Here is a 22,898-nt window from a genome sequence, read left to right on the forward strand (position 1 = left end):
GATCGCAGCGGACAGCACCGCCAGCACGATCATCGTGTTGCCGGCGGCGTTGGCCTCCTTGCTGGAGGACTCGGCCATGTCCGTGGTCATCTTGCGCTGGTAGGCGATCATGTCCTCCACGGCCTGGAAGTAGGTGTTCTGCGCGGTGCGCATCTCACCCATCACTACCGTGCGCGCATTCGCCATGTCGTTGGCCAGCCCGAGCTTCGCGGCCTTGTCCACGGTGCCGAGGAACTGCGGCCGGGCTTCGGAGATGCGGCCCATGAGCGCGCGGCCTTGGGTGGAAACCACCCGCTGCTGCAGCGCGGCCATGATCTGCGAGGTGTCGGAGACCACGCCATCGAGCCGCTTCTTCTCCTCGGCCATGGCGGCCTCGTCTTCCAGCAGTGCCAGATTGCGGACAGCACGGGCGACGACGTTGGTGTTGTCCTTGACCTGCTGGAGTTGCAGCAGGATGTCCAGCCGGTCCTGCGACAGGGCATGCAGGGTCTTGCCGGTCGTGTCGAGCTGGAACCGGCCGTAGGCAGCGACCATGAAGCTGATGCCGATGACGATGGCGAAACCGATGCCGAGCATGGCGCCCAGCCGGATGTTTTTCAGGAAATGCACGTGTCCTCCCGGGGAATACGTTTTGTTAAGGATTTCCGGAAAGTTATCACCACGATAGACGCTGCTTATTGAATTTTTTAATGTGGTTGAACCTTCCGAACTAGAGAATAAAAACGCTCAACTTTTCCCGCAAGGACAGGGAAAACCCGAGAACGCGGCGCAACAAGGCATTGCAGCTCATGCGCGAGGAAAGTGCATGGCCCCTGCAGGGGGCAAATGCGAGGTCTGCGGAAAATGCGGCCGTGGCGGAAGCGCCCAGGTGTCGACCCCCGACAGGTCATGTACCCCACTGCAGGGGGGACATGACGGAAGTCGTTGATTTCAAAAGCGTTTATCGGTTCCTTGGCCGGTAGCCACTGCGATCACGCTTGCCATTCGTCAATAATTCAACCATAGTTGAAATATGGAAGAAAAAATCGCCATCCGATCGCTTCTGGCCCTGGCCCAGACCGTCCGCCTGCGGGCGTTCCGCGCGCTGGTCGTGGCGGGCACAGGGGGCATGACGCCCGGCGCCCTGACCCAGGCGTTGGATGTGCCCGCCACCAGCCTGTCGTTCCATCTGAAAGAGCTGGCCAACGCGGGCCTGGTGTCCCAGGAACGGCAGGGGCGCAACCTCATCTACCGTGCCGCCTTCGACCAGATGAACGGCCTCATGGCCTACCTTACCGAAAACTGTTGCGGTGGCGGGTCGTGCGCGGTGGTCGATGGCCCATCCGCTTGCGGATGCTGACCTGCATTTACGCGCCCCGTCGATTCCTTGCCCTGCCTTTGCGCACCACGCAGGCGTAGCCGTGCCCCGTCCCGTTTCCTGAACGTCCCATGCTCCCCGCCGCCCTGATCTTCATTGCCACGCTCGTCCTCGTCATCTGGCAGCCGCGGGGCCTGGGCATCGGCTGGAGTGCTTCGCTGGGAGCGGTCGCCGCGCTGCTCTCCGGCGCCGTGCACCTCTCGGACATTCCCGTGGTGTGGGCCATCGTGTGGAATGCCACGGCCACCTTCGTGGCGGTGATCCTCATCAGCCTGCTGCTCGATGAAGCGGGCTTCTTCGAATGGGCGGCTTTGCACATGGCGCGCTGGGGCGGTGGCCAGGGGCGGCGGCTGTTCGCGCTCATCGTGCTGTTGGGCGCTGCCGTGTCGGCGCTGTTCGCCAACGATGGCGCTGCGCTGATCCTGACCCCCATCGTCATGGCCATGCTGGTGGCGCTGGGCTTCTCGCCCGCGGCCACGCTGGCTTTCGTGATGGCCGCGGGCTTCATCGCCGATACGGCGAGCCTGCCGTTGGTGGTTTCCAACCTGGTCAACATCGTGTCGGCCGATTACTTCGAGATCGGCTTCAACCGCTACGCATCGGTGATGGTGCCGGTGAACATCGCCGCCGTGCTGTCGAGCCTCGTCGTGCTGCTGCTGGCCTTCGGGCGCGATGTCCCGGCCCGGTACGACGCATCGCAGCTCAAGGTGCCAGCCGATGCCATCCGTGATCCGCAGACGTTCCGGGCCGGGTGGGTGGTGCTGTGCCTCCTGCTGGTGGGATTCTTCGGTCTGGAGCCGCTGGGCGTTCCGGTCAGCGCCGTGGCGGCCGCCGGAGCGGCCGTGCTGCTGGCGGTCGCGTGGCGGGGCCGGGTGATCAACACCAGTGACGTGCTGCGTGGTGCACCGTGGCAGATCGTCGTCTTCTCGCTGGGCATGTACCTCGTGGTCTACGGGTTGCGCAACGCAGGGCTCACGGCCCATCTTGCGGCCCTGCTCGACCAGCTCGCGGGCATGGGCATCTGGGGGGCAGCGCTGGGTACCGGCTTCCTTGCCGCGGGTCTTTCCTCGGTGATGAACAACATGCCCACGGTGCTGGTGGGTGCGCTGGCCATCGATGCATCGCATGCCGGCGGCGCGGTGAAGGAGGCCATGGTCTACGCCAACGTGATCGGCTGCGACCTGGGCCCCAAGATCACGCCCATCGGCAGCCTGGCCACGCTGCTGTGGCTGCATGTGCTTGCCAAAAAGGGCACCCGCATCGCCTGGGGCTACTACTTCAAGGTGGGCACCGCCATGACCCTGCCCGTGCTGGTCATCACCTTGGCAGCCCTCGCCATCCGCCTGGGGGCGGGCTGAGGCCCATGCTCGCCAGCCATCCTTCTCCCTTCGCGAGGATCACTCCCATGAGCAATGTCACGATCTACCACAACCCCGACTGCGGCACCTCGCGCAACGTGCTCGCGCTCATCCGCAACAGCGGCGTGGAGCCCACGGTCATCGAATACATGAAGACCCCGCCCGACCGGGCCACGCTGGAGCGCCTGATCGCCGCCATGGGCACCCCCGTGCGCGATGTGCTGCGCGAGAAGGGCACGCCCTACGCGGAACTGGGCCTGGCCGACCCGAAGTGGAGCGATGCGCAGTTGATCGACTGCATGCTGCAGCACCCGATCCTCATCAACCGGCCCATCGTGGTGACGCCCGTCGGCACGCGCCTGTGCCGCCCGTCGGAAGCGGTGCTGGACATCCTGCCCGACCCGCAGCAGGGTGCGTTCTCCAAGGAAGACGGCGAACCCGTTATCGACGCGAAAGGCCAGCGTGTCCAGAAATCCTGACCTGCCGAACATCGATCCGGTACGGCTGCGTCCGATCGACCTGCAGCGCCCCCGGCATCAGGGATTGCCGGGGCTGCTCGCATGGAAGGCCTGCCCGAGATCGTCCAGCAGGTCCTGCGGATCCTCCAGCCCCACATGCAGGCGCACGACCGGCCCTCGGCCGCTCCAGTCGGTGACCGTGCGGGCGGTGGCCATCGCGGCCTGGTTGACCAGGCTTTCGTAGCCGCCCCACGAGGCCCCGAGGCCGAAGAGCGCCAGCCCGTCGATGAAGCGGTCCACCTGCGCGGCCGGGGTGCCCGGCTGCCACTCGAACGAGACGAGGCCGTTGGTGCCGTCGCAGTCGCGCCGCCACAGGGCGTGGCCCGGGTCCTCCGGCAGGGCCGGGCAGAACACCTGGCGCACCTGCGGCTGCGCCTGCAGCCAGCGGGCCACCTGCAGCGCATGGCGCTCGTGCATCTGCAGCCGTGCCGACAGGGAGCGCATGCCGCGCAGCACGAGCCAGGCGTCGTCGGGGCTCACCGCCATGCCGAAGGCGTCGCAGCGATCCGCGAGCGGCTGCCACGCCGCCTCGGTGGTGGAGACGGTGCCCATCATCACGTCCGAATGGCCCGAAAGGTATTTGGTGGCGGCCATCACGGACACGTCCGCCCCCAGCGCGAGCGGGCGGTACTGCAGGCCCGATCCCCAGGTGTTGTCCGCCACCAGCAGCGCGCCGTGGGCATGGGCGATGCGTGCCAGTTCCGGCAGGTCGCACATCTCGTAGACGAGCGAAGCGGGGCATTCGGCATACACCATGCGCGTGTCCGGCCGCAGGCCCTGTTCGATGCCGCGGCCGTCCGCCGCGAAGAAGCTGCAGGCGATGCCGTAGGGTTCGAGGAAGCTGCGTGCGAGGTGCCGCACGGGCTCGTACACGCCGTCGGAGAGCAGCACGTGGTCGCCGGGCCGCAGGTACGACAGGAACACCATGCCGACCGCCGCCAGCCCCGTGGGAAAGAGCCGCGTGCGGTGCGCGCCTTCGAGTTCGCTCACCGCGTCTTCCAGCGCGAAGGCGGTCGGCGTGCCGCGCGCACCGTAGGTGAACACGCGCTCGCTGCCGCGGCGCGCCCGCAGGTCGCGCTGCTGCGCGGTGTTTTCGAACAGCACGGTGCTCGCGCGCACGATCGGCGGATTGACCGCGCCGCCGCCGGCATAGCGCGGCGCCTTGCCGCTGTGCAGCAGCCGGGTCTGCGGGCCCGGGGCCTTGTTCTTCTTCGCGGGGGCGTCCATATGGCGCGGCTCCGTTCAGGCCTGGCTGCCGGCCGCTGCATCTGCCGGAGCGTCCGGCAGGCGGAAGGCGTTCAGTTCGTCGGCATCGAGCTGCGCGACGAGACCGGTCTCCCATTCCAGGTAGCGGCGCGCCGCCTCCTTGTTGCCGTCGTGGCGGTCGTGCACGAAGAAGAGGTGGTCGATGCAGTCCGCGTCGCCGGGCAGATCGGGCGTGGCCTCCACGCGCCCGCCTGCGGCCTGCCAGGCCGCGAGGCCGCCTTCGAGCAGCAGCGGGGGCTGCGCGGTGCGGCAGTCGGCGAGCGCCCAGGCGGCCAGCGCGGGCTCGTCGGCGACCACGGCGATCTGGCGCGCCTCGCCGGCCAGGTCCCGTTCCAGGCGCGGCCGGATGGACCAGCGCGCGCCCGGGATGTGCGCCGCGCGGAAGGCCATGCCGGGGCGCAGGTCCACGAGCGCGATGTCGCCGCGCTCCAGGCGCGCGGCGAGCTCCTGCGCGGTGATCCGGCCCAGCGGCGGGGCCTCCGGGGTTTCGGCAGCGGCCGGCGCCGCCAGCGCGAGGCCGCTCTCCAGTCCGCCGGCGAGCACGCTCGCGTCGTGGCCCATCTGGCGCAGCCAGCTCGCCACGGTGGGCGCGCGCGTGCCGTCGGCGTCGAACAGCACCAGCCGCGCACCGCGCACGCCCACGTACTGGTCGAGCGCCTGCATCAGCTGGCCGCCCGGCGTGTGCTGCGCGCCCGGCAGGCTGCCGCGCGCGAATTCCTCGGGCGTGCGCACGTCGCAGAGGAACAGCGTGCGCCGCGGGTCCGCCGCCCAGCCGCGCACGGTCTCCGCATCCACGGTGGGCACGCCGAAGCGCGCGGCCAGCCGCTGCGCCGCTTCGCGCAGCGTGGCGCTGCCGGAACCGTCGGGGTAGCGGCGCATGCCGCCGTGCTCCAGCACATGGTCCGTAAGGTACCAGCCCTGCGTGCCGTTCTCCAGCGCATAGACCGGGTTGGGAATGCCCAGATTGATCAGCGTCTGGGCGCCGATGATCGAGCGGGTCCGGCCCGCGCAATTGATCACGATGGGTGTGGTGTCGTCGGGCACGAGCGAACGCACGCGGTAGGGCAGCTCGCCGTTGGGGCAGCAGGTGGCCGTGGGGATGTTCATCTTGCGGAACTCCGCCACGGGCCGGCCGTCCAGCACCGCCACGGGCGTGCCGGCGTCCAGCATCGCCGCGAGCTGTGCCGCGCTCACGCGGGGCGTGTGGTAGGCGCGCTCGGCCAGCTCCCCGAAGGTCTTGGAGGGCAGGTTGACGCCCGCGAACAGCACGTGGCCCGCGGCCTTCCAGCCCGGCGCGCCGCCGTCCAGCACCGACACCCGGGTGTAGCCCAGCGCCTGCAGCCGCTCGGCCGCACGCCAGGCGACGCTCTCCGGCGCTGGGGCGCCGTCGTCGTACACCACCACGCGCACGCCGGTGCGCGGCACCAGGCGCCGCACGTCCAGTTCCAGCCGGCTCCAGGGCAGCGGCGTGGCGTAGAACAGATGGGCTTCGCCGTACTGGCCGTGTTCCCGCACGTCGAGCAGGGCGATTTCCTCGCCGTCGTGCAGCCAGGTCTTGAGCAGGGAAGGGGCGATGCGTTCGATCGTCATGGAGTGCGTGGCCGCACCGCGCCGGGCGGCGCCTCGCGGCGGCCGCACGGTCCGGATCGGCAATGAAAGGGTGGGGAAGGGAAGGAGGTGCCGGCGCCGGGTCAGCGGCGCGTCTGCACGCCGATGCCCATGGTCGTGCAGGTGCCCTGCTCGAGGTCGTAGCTGGTGCGCTGCGTGAGCGTTTCGAGCGCGCGGCCGTACATGTGCAGGTGGCGGATGACCTGCTCGCCCTCGATCTGCACCGAATGGATGTCCTCCGGCATCAGCGCCACGCCCCGGCCCGGCGCCACCAGCACGCGGCCGCTCTCGCGCAGCGTGCCGACACCGGGCACGGAGCCGTCGTCGGTGCGCTCGTAGAGGCGGTTCACCTCGGTACCCTCCACGGCCGCGATGCAGGCCCAGGTGGTGTGGTTGTGCGGCACGATGAGCTTGCCGGGCCGCATCACGTTCAGGTAGAGCGCGTAGCTCTGGTCCGGGTCTTCGGCGATGAGGTAGCGGGCCTGGGTTTCGCCGGCCTCGGGCGCGGGATAGTCGGCCGCCTGCCAGAGTTCGGGGCGGGCCGCGATGCCTTCCAGGGACGCCAGCACGGCGTCCAGCGCGGGCCGCGTGGGCTCCCGGCCGCCGAGCGCCTCCTTCATGCGGCCGATGGCGTCGCCGACGGCCTGCGTGCGCTGTTCGCGGATGGTTTCCATGGGGAGTCTCCTTGTGTGTCGTGCAGGCACTCTAGCCGCCGCGGAATGCCCGAACAATCCCGCCCGCGCGAGAAAAACCATCAGTACCATTAATGGATGACCACGCTCGACCTCGAACTGCTGCGCTCGCTCGTGGCCATCGTGCAGCACGAGAGCTTCGGCGCCGCGGCCGTGCAGCTCGACCGCACGCAGTCGGCCATCACGCAGCAGATGCAGCGGCTGGAGGAGCAGATCGGGCACCCGCTCTTCGAGAAGCGCGGCCGGCAGAAGCGGCTCACGGACCACGGCGAGCGGCTGCTGGTGTACGCGCGCCACCTGCTGGCCCTCAACGACGAGGCGCTGCGGCACCTGCAGCAGGGCCACCTGGAAGGCACGCTGCGCATTGGCGCGCCGCACGACGTGGCCGACACGATGCTGCCCTCGCTGCTGTCGGAGGTGGTGCGCCATTCGCCGATGCTGCAGCTGGACGTGCACGTGGGGCGCAGCCCCTTCCTCATGGAATCGCTCAAGCGCGGCGAGATCGACATGGCGATCTCCAACCGGCTCGATGCCGACCTGGAGGGCGTGCTGCTGCGCAGCTCGCCGACCGTGTGGCTCTGCGGGGCCGCCTACGTGCACGATCCCGGGCGGCCGCTGCCGATGATCATGGCCGACGGCCCGAGCATCTTCCGGCGGCTGGCCGAAGAAGCATTGGACGATGCCGGCGTGCCCTGGGTGGCGCGCTACACCTCCAGCAGCCTCATCGGCATCCGGGCGGCGCTGCGCGCGGGGCTGGGCGTGACGGCGCGCGGCGTCGAGCAGCTCGACGGCGAACTGCGCGTGCTGGGCCCGGCCGAAGGGCTGCCGGCCCTGCCGGACGTGGTCTACCGCCTCTACGTGCGCAGCCGCGTGGTGAATCCGCTCACGCGGCGGGTGTTCGCGCTGATCCGCGACCGGCTGGAGGGCGGCGGGCCGCTGCCGGCGCCTGCGCACGCCCGCTGAGCCGGCGGGCCGGCCGCATCCATCAGAAAAGCTTATCGGATTTCCTGGGCGGGTACCTCGATCCGCCGGCACGTGGCTGACATCATGAATCCAACCACACCAGGAGACCCGCCATGTTCCGTATCCCCGATTCCCGATCGTCCCGCCTGTGCCGCGCCGCCACCGGCCTCGTGCTGGGGCTGGCCTGCGCCCTGGCCGCCACGGCGCATGCGCAGGTGCTGCCGAAGGCCGGCGACTTCCCGAACCAGCCGATCCGCCTCGTCTCGCCGTTCCCGCCGGGCGGCGGCAACGACTTCCACATGCGGCTGGTGAGCAACGAACTCGCGGCCATCACCGGGCAGCCGGCCGTGGCGGAGAACCGCGCCGGCGCGGGCGGGAACATCGGCGCGAAGTACGTGGCAGACAGCAAGGCGGACGGCTACACGGTGCTGCTGTCGCAGGTGTCCACCATGGCGGTGAACCCGGCGCTCTACCGCGCTCCCGGCTTCGATCCGCTCAAAAGCTTCGTGCCGGTCACCCAGGTGAACGCGGCGCCGCTCGCGATCGTCGTGGCCGCCAACTCGCCGATCAAGACGATGGCCGACCTGCGCGCGAAGGCGCGGGCCGACGGCGAACGGCTGACCTACGCCACGCCCGGCAACGGCACGCTCTCGCACCTCGTGGGCGTGGTGCTGGAGAAGGACGCCGGCATCGCGCTCACGCACGTGCCCTACCGCGGCGCGGGCCCGGCGCTGGCCGACCTGATGGGCGGGCAGGTCGCGCTCATGATCACCTCCACTTCTTCCGTGGCCAGCCACATCCAGCAGGGCATGGTGCGCGCGATCGCCGTCACCAGCCCGCGCCGCATCGGCGTGTTCAAGACCGTGCCGACGCTGGAAGAGCTGGGCATGAAGAACATGACCTACGAGGACTGGTACGGCTTCTTCGTGCCGGCCGGCACCCCGCCCGAACGCGTGGCGTACCTGCACGAGGCCATCACGCGCGCGCTCAAGAGCCCTGCGGTGGACCGGAAGATCGTGGAGGCCGGCGGCGAGGCCGTGGCCGGCACGCCCGAACAGCTGGCGGCGCAATTGCGGGAGGATCTGCAGCGATGGGCGCGGGTGGTGAAGCTGTCGGGCGCCTCGGTAGACTAGCGGCGGGGTGCCGGGAGCGGCGATGCCCTACCATCCCTCCATGGCGTATCCCTCCCGTTTCTGGGCTGAACTGTCCACCCGTGATTTCTCCGAGGCGCAGGCCTCGGGCCTGGCGGCGCGCACCGTGGCGGTGCTGCCGGTGGCGGCCGTCGAGCAGCACGGGCCGCACCTGCCGCTCGGTGTGGATGCCACGCTGCTGCATGGCGTGATCGATGCCGCGCTGCCGCTGCTGCCGGCGGATCTGCCGGTGCTGTTCCTGCCGCCGCAGGACGTGGGCTTCAGCACCGAGCACACGTCGTTTCCCGGAACGCTCACGCTGTCGCCGGCCACGGTGATCGCGCTCTGGAGCGAGCTGGGCGCCTGCGTGGCGCGCGCGGGCGTGAAGAAGCTGCTGCTCTTCAACGGCCACGGCGGGCAGGTGAGCGTGATGGACATCGTGGCGCGCGAGCTGCGCCAGCGCCACGGCCTGCTGGTCTACAGCGCGAGCTGGTTCAGCCTGCCGCTGCCCCAGGCGGTGCAGGGGCTGTTCAGCGCCGAGGAGCACCGCTTCGGCATCCACGCCGGGCAGATCGAGACCTCGATGATGCTGCACCTCGCGCCGGGCACCGTGCGCATGGCGCATGCCAAGAACTTCCGCTCCACCTCGCAGGACCGGGCGGAGCGCTATGCCCTGCTGGGCAACGGCCGCAGCGCGAAGATGGGCTGGGCGATCGAGGACTACCACCCGTCGGGCGCGGTGGGCGATGCGGCCGGCGCCACGGCCGAGAAAGGCCGCGCCGTGGTCGAGGCCGCAGCGGCCCAGCTGGCGGTGCTGCTCGGCGAGATCCACGACCTGCCGGACGGCACGCTGGCTGCCCCGCCCGGGCGGTGATGCGGCGCCGGGCCGCGGCGTGGGTCGGGCGCGGCCCGGGCCGTGGCCTGCTTCCGCCCGCTCAGGCGTGCGTCGCCCAGCCCGCGTGCTCGGGCGTGTCGAGGTGCGGCAGCGCGTTGAAGGTCTGCAGCATCAGCCGCTTCGGGGCGATGCTGAATTCGGTCACCGCGGTATTGCGGATGCGCATGTTGAGCGCGATCGTCACCTCCGGCGGGGTGGAGAGCACCGCGCCCACCGCCGTGGAGATCGGCCCGCCGCTGGAGACCAGCAGCACGTTCTGGCCCGCGTGGTGGCGCCGGACGTGGTCCAGCACCGTGCGCACGCCGTCCGAGAAACCCGTCCAGCTCGGCATGCCGGCCGGGCTGATGGTGCCGCCCATCCATTGCGCGAGCGCATCGCAGAGCAGGCGGAAATGCTGCCGGTACAGCTCGGGCGTGTCGGCGGGCGGCAGGGGCTGGGGATGGATGGCCGCGATCAGGGCGGCGCTGTCGTATTCGTTGAGCGTGGGCAGGGCCTGCAGCGGCTCGGGGGCCGCCTGCAACCCTTCGGCGATGCCCGCCAGCGTCTGCGCATGGCGGCTCAGGGTGCCGGTGTAGACGGCATCGAAGCGCATGCCGCGCTCGCGCCAGTAGGCGCCCAGCCGCGCCGCCTGCTCGTGGCCGCGGGCGCTGAGCTGGTCGTAGTCCTGGGCGCCGAAGGAGGCCTGCGCATGGCGCACGAGGTAGAGGGTTCCCATGCACGGCAATGTGGCAGAGCGGCCGGCCGCGCCGTGTCGCGGCAGCGACGGGGTGTCGCGGAGGCGCCGCAATCCGTGTCTCCGGCCTTCGCCGCCGGAGGGCCGCGCCTCCGTCAGTGGCCGGCCGCGGCCAGCACGCCCGCGAACGCCTGCGCGTCCACGTTGCCGCCCGTGAGCGGCAGCCCGACCACCTGGCCCGCGATGCGGCCCTGCTCCTGCAGCGCGGCGGCCAGGGCGGCGGCGCCCGCGCCCTCGGCCACGTTGTGCGTGTCGGCGAACAGCGCGCGCATGGCGGCTGCCACCTCGTCGTCGGTCACGCGCACCACGCGGTCCAGCCCGGGCGCGAGGATGGCCAGCGCCTCCGGGTCCGCCACGCGGCAGGCCATGCCGTCCGCGAGCAGCGTGGAGACGGGCGCCTCCACCACGCGGCCGGCCGCGATCGAGTCCGCATAGGTGGTGGCGTGGGCGCTCACCACGCCCACGATGCGCACGCCGTGCCCCAGCGCCCGCTTGGCGGCGAGGGCCGAGCAGGCGCCGGAGCCCTGGCCGATGGGCACGTAGGCCACGTCCATGCGCGGCACCGCGCGCAGGAACTCCCACCAGTAGGTGGCCACGCCGCGCAGCAGGTCGGCGTGGAAGCTCGGCACCATGTGCGCGCCGCGCTCGGCCGCCAGCTGCATGGCATGCTCGCGCGCTTCCTGGAAATCCTGGCCGTGCTCGATGAGCGACACGCCCAGGGCGCGCATGGCGGCGTTCTTCTCCACCGAGTTGCCATGCGGCACGACGATGGTGCAGGCCACGCCGTGGCGGCGCGCGGCCCAGCCCATGCTCTGGCCGTGGTTGCCGCGGGTGGCGCTGATCACCTCGCGCGGCATGTCCCCGCGGCGCGCGAGCTGGTCGAAATAGGTGAGGCCTCCACGGATCTTGAACGCGCCCACGGGCGTGTGGTTCTCGTGCTTGATCCAGCATTCGGCGCCCAGGCGCTCGCCGAGCAGCGCCCAGCGGTACTGCGGCGTGGGAGCGAACTCGGCATAGACCACGTCCGCCGCGGCCTCGATGTCGGCGAGGCCCGGCAGCGCCGCGTGGGTGCGGGCGGATGCATCGAGCGCGGAAGCGGGCAGGGCGGCGTTCATGGCGTGGCCTTTCGTTCGGTGAAGAGGATCTTGAGGGCGAGCACGCCGAGCACCGTGCCCATGAGGTAGCGCTGCGCGCGCATCCAGCCGGCGCTGCGGTGCAGGAAGCGGGCGACGCGCGCGGCGAACAGCACCAGCAGGGCATTGACCAGCGCGCTGATGGCGATCTGCAGGGTCCCCAGAGTGAAGGTCTGCGCGAGCCACAGGCCGCGCTCCGGATGCAGGAACTGCGGGAAGAACGCGACGTAGAACATCGCCACCTTCGGGTTCAGCGCGCTCGTGAGAAAGCCCATGAGGACGAGCTTGCGCGGCCCGTCGTGCGGCAGGTCGCGCGCCTCGAACGGCGCGCTGCCCCCGGGCTTCACGGCCTGCCATGCCATCCACAGCAGGTAGGCCGCGCCCGCGATGCGCAGCACGTCGAAGGCGAGCGGCACGGCCACCAGCAGGGCCGACAGGCCCAGCGCCGTGGCCAGCAGGTGTACGCCGAAGCCGGCCACCACGCCCGCGAGCGAGAGCAGGCCGGCGCGCGGCCCCTGGGTGAGGCTGCGCGAGACGCAATAGACCATGTTGGGGCCGGGCGTGAGCACGAGCACCAGCGCCGCGAGCGCGAAGAGCAGGAGTTCCTGCGGGGTGAAGGCGAGGGCGGACATCATGGGCGGTTCTCCGAAGGCAGGGTTGCGCAGGTGACGGTGCCGAGCGGCGTGGCGAAGGTCGCCACGAGGCGCGGCGAAGGCGACCGGGCGGCGGGCGCGCGCAGCAGCCCCTGCACGCCCGCCGCGGCGCACGCGCTCTGCAGCGCCGCCGCATCGGGGTGCTCCAGCGCCAGCGACAGCAGGGTGACGCCGCTGTCCGGCAGGCTGTGGCACGGATGGCGCTCGCCCCACTGGATCAGCGTGGGCAGGCAGCCGTCCATCAGCCGGGCGCCATCGGGCCGCACGGTGATGCGCCACTCCAGCAGGCCGAACGGCGTGGGGCGCCCGGCGGTGATGACCTCGCCCCGGTCCACGCCGCGCGCGGCCAGCGCGGCGTGCGCGGCGGCGATGTCGGGCACCGAGGCCACCCAGTGCACCAGTTGCGGGCCGTGCCGCGCCACCTGCGCGCGCAGGGCTTCGTCGTCCATGTCGAACCATCGTTGGCGGCCCGGCGGCAGCGTGGGCCGGGCCTGCGGATCGATCGCGATGATCTCCAGGTAGGCGCGCGGGTGCGCGGGGCCGGAGACGTTCAGCAGCCGGTTGTGCGTGCCCATGAGCGGGTGCGCGCCGCCGGCCGCCGGCTCCACCCCCAGGGTCCGGCGGCACCAGCGGCTGCCCTCGTCCAGCGAAGCGGCCACCACCACGAGGTGGTCGAGGCACGCGGCCTGGGCCGGATCGAACGTCGAAGGGCTCACAGCAGCACCTGCCCGTCCACGCAGGTGACGGAGCCGCCGCCCACCCAGATGTGCTCGCCGTCCTGCTCGACGTGCACGCGCCCCGCGCGGCCCAGGGCGGTCCCCTGGCTGGCGATGTAGCGCGGCGGCGCGAGGTGGGCGCCGATCAGCCATTGCGCGAGCGCGGCGTTCAGGCTGCCCGTCACCGGGTCTTCGGCCAGGCCGTTGTTGCCGGGGAAGAAGGCGCGCACCTCGAAGTCCGGCAGGTCCGCGCCCGCCGGCGCATGGCTGCCGATCACGCCGACCTTGCCGCGCGGGCCCACCACGCCGACGTCGAGCGCGCCGAGCACGGCCCCGTCGGGGCGCAGCGCGAGCACCGCCTCGGCCGAGGCAAGCAGCACGCCGCGCCAGTTCGGGCCGTTGTCGCACCAGGCATGGCCCACGATGTCGGTGCGCGCGATCCCCAGCCCGCGGGCGATCCGTTCCACGTCGGCTTCGTCCAGCGGGCCGCTTTTGAGCAGCGGCGGGGCCGCGAAGGCCAGCCGGTGGCCGTCCTGCCGCAGCGTCACCGCGCCCACGCCGCATTCCTGCACGATGCGGCCCGGCGTGCGCGGCTGCCCGCCGGCCTCCAGCCAGGCATGGCAGCTGCCGAGCGTGGGATGGCCCGCGAAGGGCAGCTCCCGGCCGGGGCAGAAGATGCGCACCCGGTAATCGGCGCCCGCCGCGCGGCCTTCCTCGCTGGGCGGCAGCAGGAAGGTGGCTTCGGAGAGGTTGGTCCAGTTCGTGAAATGCTGCATCTCCTCGGTGGAGAGGCCCTCGCCGTCGAGCACCACGGCCAGCGGATTGCCGAGGTAGGGGCGTTCGGTGAAGACGTCGACTTGCTTGAACGGGCGCTGGCGCATGGGGGCTCCTCGGAAAGAAACGGACAGACAACGAAAGAAAAGCGGCCGTGCGACTGGACGCCTCTGGCCCGGCACGGGCGCGGCCCTCCCCGGCGGCCGTCCTGGCCGCCGTGCGATGCGGGAGCTGGCGCCCGGCCGGAGGGCCGGATGCCAGCGCGTCAGGCGAGCGGCTGGTCCAGCACGCCCAGGGCGCCGCTGCGCGCGCGCAGCGCGGCGAACCAGCGCTCCAGGTGCGGCCGGGCGGGGCGGTCCTGCGGCAGTCCCCACCAGCGGTGGATCTCGCAGCCCACGGGGATGTCCGCCATGGTGAAGCGGTCGCCCGCCAGGTAGGCATGCCGGGCCAGGTGCGCGTCGAGCAGTTCCATCAGCGGCTCGGTGGCCGCCACCGAGCGGGCGATCGCCGCCGGGTCGCGCTGCGCCGCGGGCGTGCGGACCCACTGCAGGAACGCGTCGCGGCCGGCCGGGTTGAGCGTGGTCTGCTGCCAGTCCATCCACTGCTCGGCGAGGAAGCGCGTGGGCAGGTCCTCGGGGTACAGGTCACCCGGCGCATGGCGCGCGCAGAGGTAGCGCACGATGGTGTTCGATTCCCAGAGCGTGGTGCCCTCGTTCTCGATGAGCGGCACGAGGCCGTTGGGATTGAGCGAGAGGAACTGCGCTTCGCGCACGAGCCCGAACTGGCCGCCCGCGTCGGTGCGCTGCAGCTCCAGCGACAGCTCCTGCGCGGCCCACACGACCTTGCGCACGTTGATGGACGATGTCCGTCCCCAGAGCCGCAACATCGCGTCAGGCCTCCACGGCCTGCGGCAGGCGCGCGCGGATGGCGGCCGCCAGCGCGGCGATGCCGTCCTGGATCTGCTGCGCGCTCGCGGTGACGAACGACAGGCGCAGCGTGCGCGTGTCGGGGTTGTCCGCATAGAAGGCCGCGCCGGGCACGAAGGCCACGTTGCGCTCCACCGCCTCGGGCAGCAGCTCCAGCGCGCTCATGCCTTCCGGCAGGCGCGCCCAGAGGAACATGCCGCCGTCGGGCCGGTTCCAGGTCACGCCCAGGCCCTGCATTTCCCGGTCCATCGCGGACAGCATCGCGTCGCGCTGCTGCTTGTAGAGCGCGCGGATGGTGGGCACGTGGCGGTCCAGGAAGCCGCCCTTCATCACTTCGGACACCATGCGCTGGTTGAAGCCCGGCGTGTGCAGGTCGGCCGCCTGCTTGGCCTGCAGCAGCTTGGGGTAGAGCGCGTGCGGCGCCACCAGGAAGCCCAGGCGCAGGCCGGGGGCCAGCACCTTCGAGAACGAGCCCAGGTAGATGCAGCCTTCCGGATTGCGCGCGGTGAGCGGCAGCGGCGGGGCCTGGTCGAACCACAGATCGCCGTAGGGGTTGTCCTCCACCAGCGGCAGGCCCAGCTCGGCGGCCTTGGCGGAGATCGCCACGCGGCGCGCCTCGCTCATCGTGCGGCCCGTGGGGTTCTGGAAGTTGGGCAGCAGGTACATGAAGCGCGCGCGGCCATCGCCCGTGCCGGCCTTGGCGGCGAGGTCGTCCACCAGCGGGCCCTCGTCGTCGCTCGCCACGCTGTGCACGTCGGGCTCCATGGGCGTGAAGGCCTGCAGCGCGCCGAGGTACGTCGGGGTCTCCACGAGCACGCGGCTGCCCGCGTCGATGAGCACCTTGGCCACCAGGTCGAGGCCCTGCTGCGAGCCGGTGGTGATCAGGATCTGGTCGGGCGACACGTCCCAGGGCAGGAAGTCGGCCACGGCCTCGCGCAGCGGCAGATAGCCCTCGCTCGCCGCGTACTGCAGCGCCGAGGCGCCGTCCTGGCCCAGCACCGCCGCGCACGCCTGCGCGAAATCGTTGACCGGGAAGGTCTTGGGGGAGGGCAGGCCGCCCGCCAGGCTGATGATGCCGGGCTTCTCGGTCACTTTCAGGATCTCGCGGATCACCGAGGGGTTCATCTTGGCGGCGCGTTGGGCCAGGGTCCAGGTCGTCATGGAAATCATCTCCTGCGGCACGCCCCGGAAGGAAAGGGGCCGTGCCTCGTGCGTGTCGTCGTTATCGAAAAAAGCCGTCGTGCGGCCGGTCGGAGGGGCAAGGGGTGGGCCCCGCCAGGAAAAGAGCTTAACTGCGCGGCGCTCAAGCCGTCACCATCCAGGCGGCGGTGGCCGCCAGCACCGCCGCCATGCCGCGGTTGAACCACAGCAGGCGGTGGCCGCGGGCCAGCCACTGGCGCAGCAGCGCACCGGTGGCGGCATAGAGGAAGTTGCTCGCGAGGGCGAACGCCACCATCACCGGCACCACCACGGCCAGGCGCGGCAGGCTGTCGGGCCGGCCGGCCACCCAGCCCGCCACGATGGTGAGCGCCAGCAGCCAGGCCTTGATGTTCACGAACTGCAGGGCCGCGCCCGCCCAGAAGCCGATGTCCATGCGGGCCGCGTCGGCGTCGGCGAGCCGGCCGCTGCGCGAGAGCTTCCAGGCCAGCCAGAGCAGGTAGGCGATGCCCACCGCCTTGATGGCGGTGCGCAGTGCCGGGGCGGCCACCACCAGCCCGCCGACGCCCGCGGCGCACACCAGCAGCAGCGCCGTCCAGCCGAGCGGCACCGCGCACACGAAGCGCATCGCCGGGCGCAGGCCGCGGTTCGCCGCGATGGCGGTGGACAGCGTGGTGTTGGGGCCGGGCGAGAAGCTCATGGCGGCCGCCAGGATCAGAAGCGCGGTGAATTCGACCAAAGGCATGGGCAGGGACGGGATGGCGGGGTGGATACGGTGTGGCGTGTGGACCACTGTAGGCAGAATTCCGATACAGTACCGATACAGACAGCTGCACAAGCTCATGCGCTGTGCTGGTGCGAGGGCCGACACAGTTCCGGCCTGCGTTCTCCCGCACCCTCCCGCCCGATCCCTGGAAAGAACCCGCATGCTCACCCGCACGCCCGAACGCACCCTGACCGAGCAGCTCGCCGATCGTTTCGCGGAGCGCATCCGCAGCCGGCTGCTGCCGGTCGGGGCGCGGCTGCCCTCGGTGCGCGAGTGCGCCCGGCAGCAGGGCGTGAGCACCCACACCGTGGTGGCCGCCTACGACCAGCTGCTCGCGCAGGGCCTCGTGGAGGCCCGCCGCCAGCGCGGCTTCTTCGTGCGCGACGCGGTGCAGAAGTCCCCATCCTCCCTGCCGGGTCCGGCCGCGGGCACGGCGCCCGGCAAGGGCAGCGGCCCGGCCGGCGGCGGCTCGCCCCTGGGCGCCGCCGTGCTGCCGATGTCGGGCTCGCGCATCAACGCGACCACGCTGATCCGGGGCATGTTCCACCAGGCGTCGTCCAAGCCGCAGCCCGGCGCCGGCGTGTTCCCGCCGGGCTGGCTGGAGGATGCCCGCTTCATGCCCGCCGCGGTGCGCCGCGTCACCGCGGGCCGCGCCCTGCAGGACGGATCGCTGGTCTACGGCGAGCCGCGCGGCGACGCCGGCCTGCGCTCGGCGCTGGCGCGGCGCCTCGCGGACCTCAACGTGCCCGTGGAGCCGGAGCGGATCATCACCACCGTCGGCGCCACCCACGCGCTGGACATCGTCAGCCGCACGCTGCTGAAGGCCGGCGACCCGGTGATGGTGGAGGAGCCCGGCTGGTCGGTGGAGTTCGCGCGGCTCGACGCGCTCGGCATGCGCGTGCTGCCCGTGCCGCGCGGACCGCTCGGGCCGGACCTGGACGTGATGGCGCGCTACTGCGAGGCCCACGCACCCAAGCTGTTCGTGAGCGTGAGCGTGCTGCACAACCCCACGGGCTACAGCCTCTCGCCCGGCCACGCGCACCGCATCCTGCAGCTCGCCCACCGGCACGGCTTCCACATCGTCGAGGACGACACCTACGGCCACATCGCGCCGGACCATGCCACGCGGCTGTCCGCGCTCGACGGCCTGCGCCGCACCATCTACGTGAACGGCTTCGCGAAGATCCTCGCCCCCAACTGGCGCGTGGGCTACCTCGCCGCGCCGCCCGAGCTGGTCGAGCGGCTGCTGGACACCAAGCTGCTGTCCACCCTCACCACGCCTTCCATCCTGGAAAAGGCCCTGGCGCTGTGCATCGAGCAGGGGCAGCTGCGGCGCCATGCCGAGCGCATGCGCCTGCGGCTGGCCCAGGCGCGCGCGCGCAGCGTGCAGGTGGCGCTGGAGGCCGGCCAGCGTTTCGCGGCCGAGCCCGCGGGCATGTTCGGCTGGGTGGAGACGGGCGTGGACACCGACATGCTCGCCCAGCGCATGCTCGACGAGGGCTACCTCATCGCCCCGGGCGCGCTGTTCCACGCCACGCGCCGGCCGTGCACGCTCATGCGCATCAACTTCACGACCACGCAGGATCCGGCGTTCTGGAAGGCGTTCCGGCGGGCCGCGGGCACGCAGGGCTGACCGCCACCCAGGCGCGGCGCGGCCTGCGGACACGCCGCCGCGGAGGTCAGCGGCCCGGCCGCTCCACTTCCAGGTCCGAGATCACGCGCAGCAGCGCGCGGTTCACCTCTTCCAGGTCCAGCTCCTGGGCCTCGCAGAGCTGGCGGACCGCGGCGGCATCCTCCGATTCGAGCGCGCAGGCCATCTCCAGGCTCGCGGCGTACGGGCCGGTGTGCAGCACGGCCGCGTCGTAGATGCGTTCGGAGAGCGGAAGGCGCCGCAGCACGGTGCCGAGCGGCTCGGAGAGCAGTTCGCCGAGCTGCGAGAGCAGGCCGCAGAGGTACACCTCGCGGCGCAGGTCGTTCTCCACGCCGGCATCGAGCAGCCGCTCGGTCAGGTGCGCGCGGATCACCATGGATTCGCGGATGGGCTGCAGGTTGGGGTCGGTGCTCGCGTGCGGCAGCTGGTCTCCCAGCCAGCGCTGCAGCGAGCCGTAGCCCATCATCACGAGGCCGCGCCGCAGCGAATCCACGCCCGTGCGCAGGCCGAGCGCGGCCGAGTTGGTGTAGATCATGAAGCGGTAGGCGAGCACCGGATCCTCGCCGAGGATCTGCTCGAACGCCTCCAGCGACTGTTCCGCATCGATCGCCCGCATGAGCTTGAGCACCGTGGCGTGCGCCGGCTGCGGCTGCTGGTGGCGCAGGCTGTAGAGCACGTCTTCCGACGGCCAGCCCGCGATCGCGAGCGCGCCGTGCCGGTCCAGGCAATGCTCCATGAGCGGACGGCTCGCGACGTTCTCGTACATCTGCCCCGCGATCACCGGGCTGGGTTCGGCGGCCGCCCCGCGGATCGCGCCGCCGGCCGCGCGCAGCGCCGCCATGGCGTCGGCGGCGGAGAGCGTGAGCAGGCTGTTGTCGAAGCACGAGGCCACCTCGGCGGGCGGCAGGCGTTCCAGCGGGCCGCGCCACACCAGCTTCAGGCCCCGCTGGTGCGCGGCGCGCACACGGGTGAACAGGTCGGCGTCGGCGAGCCAGGCGTCGGGCACGCTGATCCAGGGCGAGCCGCGCGGCGCCTGCGCGAGCAGGTCGATGAGCAGCTGCGGGCTCTGCGGCGACAGCAGCAGCGGCGGCGAGGACGCGCTCCAGAGCTCCTGCAGCGTGCGCAGCAGGTGGGGCGCATCGACCACCGCCTCGCCCGCGGTGTGCACGTGCAGCTGCACGGCCGTGAGGCGGCGCGCCGCGTTCCAGAGGGGACGGTATCCGAGGATCAGGCTGCCGAGGACGGATTGGACCATGTGTGGGCTTTGCGGTGCGGCCGGGCCCGGCGGAGTGCGCGGGACCCAGGTTCCCCGCTTGTCTCGTTCGGCTTAGCCGATGTAATTGAACAGCGACAGCTTCTGCACCTGCGCATAGGACTGCAGCGCCGCCTGGTAGCCGGTCTGGTTGTTCTGGAAATCGGAGATGCCCTTGATCATATCGAGATCCTCCGCGCGCGAGCGGTCGGCCTCGAGCTGGTCCGCGCGCTTGTCCTGGTCGCCCGTGATGCGGTCGGCGCGGTTGAGCAGTTCGCCCGCGTAGCCGCGCATGTTGTGGATGCGCTCCAGGCCGATGTCGATGTTGTTCAGCGCCTGCCCCACGGCCTGCGCGGCGGCGTTGCTGTTGCTGGCACTGCCGATGTCGCGCACGGCCTGGTCGATGCTGCTGAAGATGCTGGCGCTCGGCTTGAGGGAGATCGTGTCGCCGTTGGCTGGCGAGAAGTTGTAGGTGCCGTCGGCCTGCCTGGTGGGCGTGCCGGTGATGTTGAACGTCACCCCCGGAATGCCGGTCACCGCGATCGACACGGGCTTGTCCGTCGGGAAGTCCGGCACCGTGACGGGCGCGGACGCCACCCCCGTCGTGGTGTTGGTGATCGTGTAGGTGGCCGTGGTGGTGCCGGCCGTGGCGCCGGGGCCCACGCCGCTGAAGACGATCTGGTAGTCGTTGCCCGTCACGAGCGCGGTGTTCACCGCCTTCACGCCATCGGTGGTCAGCGCGCGGCCGTTGGGGATGTCGCTCACCGATGCGGTGTAGACGCCGTCGCGCTTGGGCTGGAACATGAAGGCGGATTCGCCGTCCAGCGCCATCGGCAGCGAGGTGGCCGATCCCGAGGCCTGGCCGGGCAGCCCCGCGAAGCTGTAGTCGGGACTGCCGGACTGCGGTCCCAGGAAGGGTGCGAGGGCGCTGCCCAGCGCGCCCAGCAGCGGCAGGCCGTTCGTGTCCTTGCGGTTGACCATGTCGGAGAGCTGCTCGCGCAGCCCCTGCACCTGGTTCATGATGGTCTTGCGGTCCTCGGGCTTGAGCGAACCACCGCCCGCGCTCACGATCAGCTGGCGCAGCTCCTGCACGATGTCCACCGCCTGGCCCAGCGTGGATTCGGCCTGGGTGACGGTGTTGCGGGCGTTCTCCAGGGCCCGCTGCTCGCTCTGCACGCGCGAGATGCGCGTGATCGCGCGTTCGGCCTGGGCCGCGGCCACCGGGTCGTCGCTCGCGCGCACCACGCGCTTGCCGGAGGTAAGGTTCTCCTGCAGGTTGGAGAGCGCGGTCTGGCGCTGCGACAGGTTGCGCAGTGCGTTTTCGTACTGGTTGGCGCTGGCGGTGCGGTAGAAGGTGCTCATGGCGTGCTCCGGGGGGCCGGGGGCGTTGTGGCGCGGGCGGCGTCAGCGGCCCATCGTCTGGATCAGGTTGTCGAAAATGCTCTGCGCGATCTGCAGCACCTTGGCCGAGGCCTGGTAGGCCTGCTGGTACTGGATCAGCTTGGCGGCCTCCTCGTCCAGGTTCACGCCCGCCACGGCGGAGCGGTCGCGTTCGAGGTTGGTGGAGATCGTGGAAGAGACGTCCGAGGCGTACTTCGCGTTCTGCATGCGCGTGCCCACCTGGGCCATGAGCCCGGCGTAACCGTCGCTCATCGTGGCGTCATCGAACATCTTCAGGTCGCCGAGCGCATCGATCGCCGAGGCGTTGCCGGCATTGCGCTTGTAGGCGTCGCCGTATTGCGCGTCCAGCGCGTTGCCCACCTTCACGGTGTCGCCGGTGCCCGGCGTGCCCTTGAGGGTGATCTGCCAGCCGTCGATGGTGATGGGCTGGCCCGGCGTGTAGGCGAGGCCCGTGGTGCCGGTGGCCGGCACCGTCGACCCGGTCACGCCGTAGGTGGTCGGAGGGCCTGCGGTGAAGGTGAGGGTGACGCCGTTCGGTGTCGGGGGGGGCGTGTAGGGGCTGGTGGCCGCCTTCACGGAGCTGAGCTGCAGCGAGCCGGCGTTCGCCGCGCCCATGGCGGCGTTGACGGGGCTCGCGGCGGCGAGATCGCGCGGCGACAGCACCTTGGCCTCGATGTCCCGGGCCGCGCTGCTGAACGGCCGGAACATCACGCGCTCGCCGGCCCCGCCCGCGGCGGTCAGGTTGAACGTGAGGCCGTCGATCTGCTGGCTGGACAGGTCCGCCAGGCTGGTGAAGCCGGTGGCCTTGCCGTCGGAAAGGCGCACCACCTGGCCGGCGGGCGGCGTGGTGAAGCGCACCTCGTAGTCGGAGGCCGCGAACTTCGTCGAGTCCGAGAACGCCACGGTGCCGGCCGCCGAGCCGCTGGTGTAGCCCGGCATGCTGGCGGGCACGGTGAACAGGTCCTTGCCGGCCTGCCCGTCCAGCGTGAGGCCGAGCTTGTGCTGCGCGTTCATCGTCATGCCGATGGCCTGCGCCATGCGGCCCAGCAGGTTGCGGCCCTCGGCCAGGTCGTTGTTGTGGAAGCGCAGCAGGCCGGAGAGCTCGCCGCCGCCGAGCATGCCGTCGTCCAGCTCGATGGGTTTGATGCCGGGCGGGCTGAAATACACCTTGAGCTGGCCGCTGCCCGGGAACATGCTCGATTCCTGCACGTCCAGCGGCGTGGCCGTCGTGCCCAGCACCAGCGGCTGGCTGCCCGCCACGAACAGGCCCACCGTGCCGTCGTCAGCCGCCACCTGGGTGGTCTGCACGTAGCGGTTGATCTCGCGGATGATCTGGTCGCGCTGGTCCAGCAGGTCGTTGGGCGTCTGCCCATTGCCTTTCACGCGTGCGATCTGCTCGTTCACGCTCGCCATCTGCTTGGCCAGGGCGTTGAGCGCGTTCACGTCGCCCGTGAGCTGTTCCTTCACCGTGTACTGGATCTCGTCCAGCCGCCCGGCCGACGAGCGCATGCGCGCGGCGGTCTCGTCCATGCGGGTGATGGAGACCGTGCGCGCGGTCATGTCCATGGGCGAGGCCACCACGTCCTTGAACGAGTTGAGCATGTCGGTGATGGCCGCGCCCAGCCCGCTGGTGCCGCCGCCGAACACGTCCTGCATCTGCGACAGCCGCTCCGCGCGGGTCTTGTCGGCAGACTGCACGGAATCCGCCGCTGCCGCCTGCCGCGTCAGCAGCTCGTTGTGGTTGCGCAGGATGGTCTGCACGTCCACGCCCTGGCCGATGTAGCCGCCACCCGTGAACTGCCCCTGCACGGTCTGCAGCGACAGCGTCTGCCGCGAGTAGCCCGCGGTGTTGACGTTGGCGATGTTGTGGCCCGCGGTCTGCAGGGCCACCTGGTTGGCGAGGAGCGCGCGCGCTCCGACGTTCAGCAGGCTCATAGGTGTTCACACG

22 protein-coding genes are annotated in these 22,898 nt (G+C 71.2%); 7 read left to right on the forward strand and 15 right to left on the reverse strand.

What is annotated here, in order from left to right; translation table 11 throughout:
* Positions 1-609: MCP four helix bundle domain-containing protein (locus Q9R47_RS21955; protein WP_311235243.1), on the reverse strand; the 609-nt coding region annotated here is incomplete at its 3' end.
* 403 nt (positions 610-1,012) lie between these two features.
* Between Q9R47_RS21955 and Q9R47_RS21960 the strand changes: the two genes are divergently transcribed.
* The 3 genes from Q9R47_RS21960 to arsC all read left to right on the forward strand — a co-directional run bounded on the left by Q9R47_RS21960 (position 1,013) and on the right by arsC (position 3,194).
* Entirely contained in the window at positions 1,013-1,339 is a 327-nt protein-coding gene (locus Q9R47_RS21960) for a metalloregulator ArsR/SmtB family transcription factor (protein ID WP_311235244.1), read from the forward strand.
* An 89-nt stretch (positions 1,340-1,428) separates the two neighbouring features.
* Complete coding sequence (locus tag Q9R47_RS21965) at positions 1,429-2,715, forward strand: arsenic transporter (RefSeq protein WP_311235245.1); 1,287 nt, start codon at positions 1,429-1,431, stop codon at positions 2,713-2,715.
* Between the two features lie 47 nt (positions 2,716-2,762).
* Positions 2,763-3,194, forward strand: coding sequence for an arsenate reductase (glutaredoxin) (gene arsC / locus Q9R47_RS21970; protein ID WP_311235246.1), 432 nt, complete (start codon positions 2,763-2,765; stop codon positions 3,192-3,194).
* Between the two features lie 57 nt (positions 3,195-3,251).
* On the opposite strand, the gene metC is transcribed toward arsC, so the two are convergent.
* The 3 genes from metC to Q9R47_RS21985 all read right to left on the reverse strand — a co-directional run bounded on the left by metC (position 3,252) and on the right by Q9R47_RS21985 (position 6,781).
* Entirely contained in the window at positions 3,252-4,460 is a 1,209-nt protein-coding gene (gene metC / locus Q9R47_RS21975) for a cystathionine beta-lyase (RefSeq protein WP_311235247.1), read from the reverse strand.
* 15 nt (positions 4,461-4,475) lie between these two features.
* Positions 4,476-6,089, reverse strand: coding sequence for a rhodanese-like domain-containing protein (locus Q9R47_RS21980; protein ID WP_311235248.1), 1,614 nt, complete (start codon positions 6,087-6,089; stop codon positions 4,476-4,478).
* 101 nt (positions 6,090-6,190) lie between these two features.
* On the reverse strand, positions 6,191-6,781 hold the full coding sequence (locus Q9R47_RS21985) for a cysteine dioxygenase family protein (protein ID WP_311235249.1): 591 nt from the start codon (positions 6,779-6,781) through the stop codon (positions 6,191-6,193).
* 96 nt (positions 6,782-6,877) lie between these two features.
* On the opposite strand from Q9R47_RS21985, the gene Q9R47_RS21990 reads away from it, so the two are divergent.
* The 3 genes from Q9R47_RS21990 to Q9R47_RS22000 all read left to right on the forward strand — a co-directional run bounded on the left by Q9R47_RS21990 (position 6,878) and on the right by Q9R47_RS22000 (position 9,766).
* Positions 6,878-7,762: a LysR substrate-binding domain-containing protein gene (locus Q9R47_RS21990; protein WP_311235250.1), complete on the forward strand. Its 885-nt coding sequence runs from the start codon at positions 6,878-6,880 to the stop codon at positions 7,760-7,762.
* Between the two features lie 113 nt (positions 7,763-7,875).
* Positions 7,876-8,895 (forward strand): tripartite tricarboxylate transporter substrate binding protein, encoded by a 1,020-nt coding sequence (locus tag Q9R47_RS21995; RefSeq protein ID WP_311235251.1) that lies wholly within the window; start codon positions 7,876-7,878, stop codon positions 8,893-8,895.
* 40 nt (positions 8,896-8,935) lie between these two features.
* A complete protein-coding gene (locus Q9R47_RS22000) occupies positions 8,936-9,766 on the forward strand; it encodes a creatininase family protein (RefSeq protein ID WP_311235252.1) in 831 nt (276 codons plus the stop codon).
* Between the two features lie 61 nt (positions 9,767-9,827).
* On the opposite strand, the gene Q9R47_RS22005 is transcribed toward Q9R47_RS22000, so the two are convergent.
* The 8 genes from Q9R47_RS22005 to Q9R47_RS22040 all read right to left on the reverse strand — a co-directional run bounded on the left by Q9R47_RS22005 (position 9,828) and on the right by Q9R47_RS22040 (position 16,625).
* The gene (locus Q9R47_RS22005; protein ID WP_311235253.1) at positions 9,828-10,502 is read right to left on the reverse strand and encodes a histidine phosphatase family protein; all 675 of its coding nucleotides are present in this window, start codon (positions 10,500-10,502) and stop codon (positions 9,828-9,830) included.
* Between the two features lie 113 nt (positions 10,503-10,615).
* Entirely contained in the window at positions 10,616-11,635 is a 1,020-nt protein-coding gene (locus tag Q9R47_RS22010; protein ID WP_311235254.1) for a threonine dehydratase, read from the reverse strand.
* Positions 11,632-12,288: a LysE family translocator gene (locus Q9R47_RS22015; RefSeq protein ID WP_311235255.1), complete on the reverse strand. Its 657-nt coding sequence runs from the start codon at positions 12,286-12,288 to the stop codon at positions 11,632-11,634. Before Q9R47_RS22015 ends, Q9R47_RS22010 begins: the two co-directional genes overlap by 4 nt.
* On the reverse strand, positions 12,285-13,022 hold the full coding sequence (locus Q9R47_RS22020; RefSeq protein WP_311235256.1) for a VOC family protein: 738 nt from the start codon (positions 13,020-13,022) through the stop codon (positions 12,285-12,287). The genes Q9R47_RS22015 and Q9R47_RS22020 overlap by 4 nt, the downstream gene beginning before the upstream one ends.
* Complete coding sequence (locus tag Q9R47_RS22025) at positions 13,019-13,903, reverse strand: PhzF family phenazine biosynthesis protein (RefSeq protein WP_311235257.1); 885 nt, start codon at positions 13,901-13,903, stop codon at positions 13,019-13,021. Before Q9R47_RS22025 ends, Q9R47_RS22020 begins: the two co-directional genes overlap by 4 nt.
* Positions 13,904-14,061: 158 nt before the next feature.
* A complete protein-coding gene (locus Q9R47_RS22030) occupies positions 14,062-14,682 on the reverse strand; it encodes a glutathione S-transferase (RefSeq protein ID WP_311235258.1) in 621 nt (206 codons plus the stop codon).
* 4 nt (positions 14,683-14,686) lie between these two features.
* Positions 14,687-15,883 (reverse strand): PLP-dependent aminotransferase family protein, encoded by a 1,197-nt coding sequence (locus Q9R47_RS22035; protein ID WP_311235259.1) that lies wholly within the window; start codon positions 15,881-15,883, stop codon positions 14,687-14,689.
* A gap of 142 nt (positions 15,884-16,025) precedes the next feature.
* Positions 16,026-16,625, reverse strand: coding sequence for a LysE family translocator (locus Q9R47_RS22040; protein ID WP_311235260.1), 600 nt, complete (start codon positions 16,623-16,625; stop codon positions 16,026-16,028).
* Positions 16,626-16,806: 181 nt separating this feature from the next.
* Here Q9R47_RS22040 and Q9R47_RS22045 point away from each other — a divergent pair, with 181 nt between their 5' ends.
* Positions 16,807-18,279, forward strand: a complete 1,473-nt coding sequence (locus tag Q9R47_RS22045) for a PLP-dependent aminotransferase family protein (protein ID WP_311235261.1) — start codon at positions 16,807-16,809, stop codon at positions 18,277-18,279.
* Between the two features lie 46 nt (positions 18,280-18,325).
* Here the strand turns inward: Q9R47_RS22045 and Q9R47_RS22050 are convergent, their stop codons facing one another.
* The 3 genes from Q9R47_RS22050 to flgK all read right to left on the reverse strand — a co-directional run bounded on the left by Q9R47_RS22050 (position 18,326) and on the right by flgK (position 22,885).
* Positions 18,326-19,552, reverse strand: coding sequence for an HDOD domain-containing protein (locus Q9R47_RS22050; protein WP_311235262.1), 1,227 nt, complete (start codon positions 19,550-19,552; stop codon positions 18,326-18,328).
* Between the two features lie 72 nt (positions 19,553-19,624).
* Entirely contained in the window at positions 19,625-20,911 is a 1,287-nt protein-coding gene (gene flgL, locus Q9R47_RS22055; protein ID WP_311235263.1) for a flagellar hook-associated protein FlgL, read from the reverse strand.
* 42 nt (positions 20,912-20,953) lie between these two features.
* Positions 20,954-22,885: a flagellar hook-associated protein FlgK gene (gene flgK, locus Q9R47_RS22060; RefSeq protein WP_311235264.1), complete on the reverse strand. Its 1,932-nt coding sequence runs from the start codon at positions 22,883-22,885 to the stop codon at positions 20,954-20,956.
* Between the last annotated feature and the right edge of the window lie 13 nt (positions 22,886-22,898).

This window comes from Acidovorax sp. PRC11, assembly GCF_031844105.1.
Taxonomy (GTDB): domain Bacteria; phylum Pseudomonadota; class Gammaproteobacteria; order Burkholderiales; family Burkholderiaceae_C; genus Paracidovorax.

Excerpts from the sequence above, each read along its gene's own strand:
- Q9R47_RS22005 (WP_311235253.1), bottom strand. The coding sequence starts at position 10,502 with ATGGGAACCCTCTACCTCGTGCGCCATGCGCAGGCCTCCTTCGGCGCC.
- arsC (WP_311235246.1), top strand. The coding sequence starts at position 2,763 with ATGAGCAATGTCACGATCTACCACAACCCCGACTGCGGCACCTCGCGC.
- Q9R47_RS22035 (WP_311235259.1), bottom strand. The coding sequence starts at position 15,883 with ATGACGACCTGGACCCTGGCCCAACGCGCCGCCAAGATGAACCCCTCG.
- Q9R47_RS22040 (WP_311235260.1), bottom strand. The coding sequence starts at position 16,625 with ATGCCTTTGGTCGAATTCACCGCGCTTCTGATCCTGGCGGCCGCCATG.
- Q9R47_RS22030 (WP_311235258.1), bottom strand. The coding sequence starts at position 14,682 with ATGTTGCGGCTCTGGGGACGGACATCGTCCATCAACGTGCGCAAGGTC.
- Q9R47_RS21985 (WP_311235249.1), bottom strand. The coding sequence starts at position 6,781 with ATGGAAACCATCCGCGAACAGCGCACGCAGGCCGTCGGCGACGCCATC.
- Q9R47_RS22015 (WP_311235255.1), bottom strand. The coding sequence starts at position 12,288 with ATGATGTCCGCCCTCGCCTTCACCCCGCAGGAACTCCTGCTCTTCGCG.
- flgL (WP_311235263.1), bottom strand. The coding sequence starts at position 20,911 with ATGAGCACCTTCTACCGCACCGCCAGCGCCAACCAGTACGAAAACGCA.
- Q9R47_RS22010 (WP_311235254.1), bottom strand. The coding sequence starts at position 11,635 with ATGAACGCCGCCCTGCCCGCTTCCGCGCTCGATGCATCCGCCCGCACC.
- flgK (WP_311235264.1), bottom strand. The coding sequence starts at position 22,885 with ATGAGCCTGCTGAACGTCGGAGCGCGCGCGCTCCTCGCCAACCAGGTG.
- Q9R47_RS21995 (WP_311235251.1), top strand. The coding sequence starts at position 7,876 with ATGTTCCGTATCCCCGATTCCCGATCGTCCCGCCTGTGCCGCGCCGCC.
- Q9R47_RS22000 (WP_311235252.1), top strand. The coding sequence starts at position 8,936 with ATGGCGTATCCCTCCCGTTTCTGGGCTGAACTGTCCACCCGTGATTTC.
- Q9R47_RS21960 (WP_311235244.1), top strand. The coding sequence starts at position 1,013 with ATGGAAGAAAAAATCGCCATCCGATCGCTTCTGGCCCTGGCCCAGACC.
- Q9R47_RS22025 (WP_311235257.1), bottom strand. The coding sequence starts at position 13,903 with ATGCGCCAGCGCCCGTTCAAGCAAGTCGACGTCTTCACCGAACGCCCC.
- Q9R47_RS22050 (WP_311235262.1), bottom strand. The coding sequence starts at position 19,552 with ATGGTCCAATCCGTCCTCGGCAGCCTGATCCTCGGATACCGTCCCCTC.
- metC (WP_311235247.1), bottom strand. The coding sequence starts at position 4,460 with ATGGACGCCCCCGCGAAGAAGAACAAGGCCCCGGGCCCGCAGACCCGG.
- Q9R47_RS21965 (WP_311235245.1), top strand. The coding sequence starts at position 1,429 with ATGCTCCCCGCCGCCCTGATCTTCATTGCCACGCTCGTCCTCGTCATC.
- Q9R47_RS21990 (WP_311235250.1), top strand. The coding sequence starts at position 6,878 with ATGACCACGCTCGACCTCGAACTGCTGCGCTCGCTCGTGGCCATCGTG.
- Q9R47_RS21980 (WP_311235248.1), bottom strand. The coding sequence starts at position 6,089 with ATGACGATCGAACGCATCGCCCCTTCCCTGCTCAAGACCTGGCTGCAC.
- Q9R47_RS22045 (WP_311235261.1), top strand. The coding sequence starts at position 16,807 with ATGCTCACCCGCACGCCCGAACGCACCCTGACCGAGCAGCTCGCCGAT.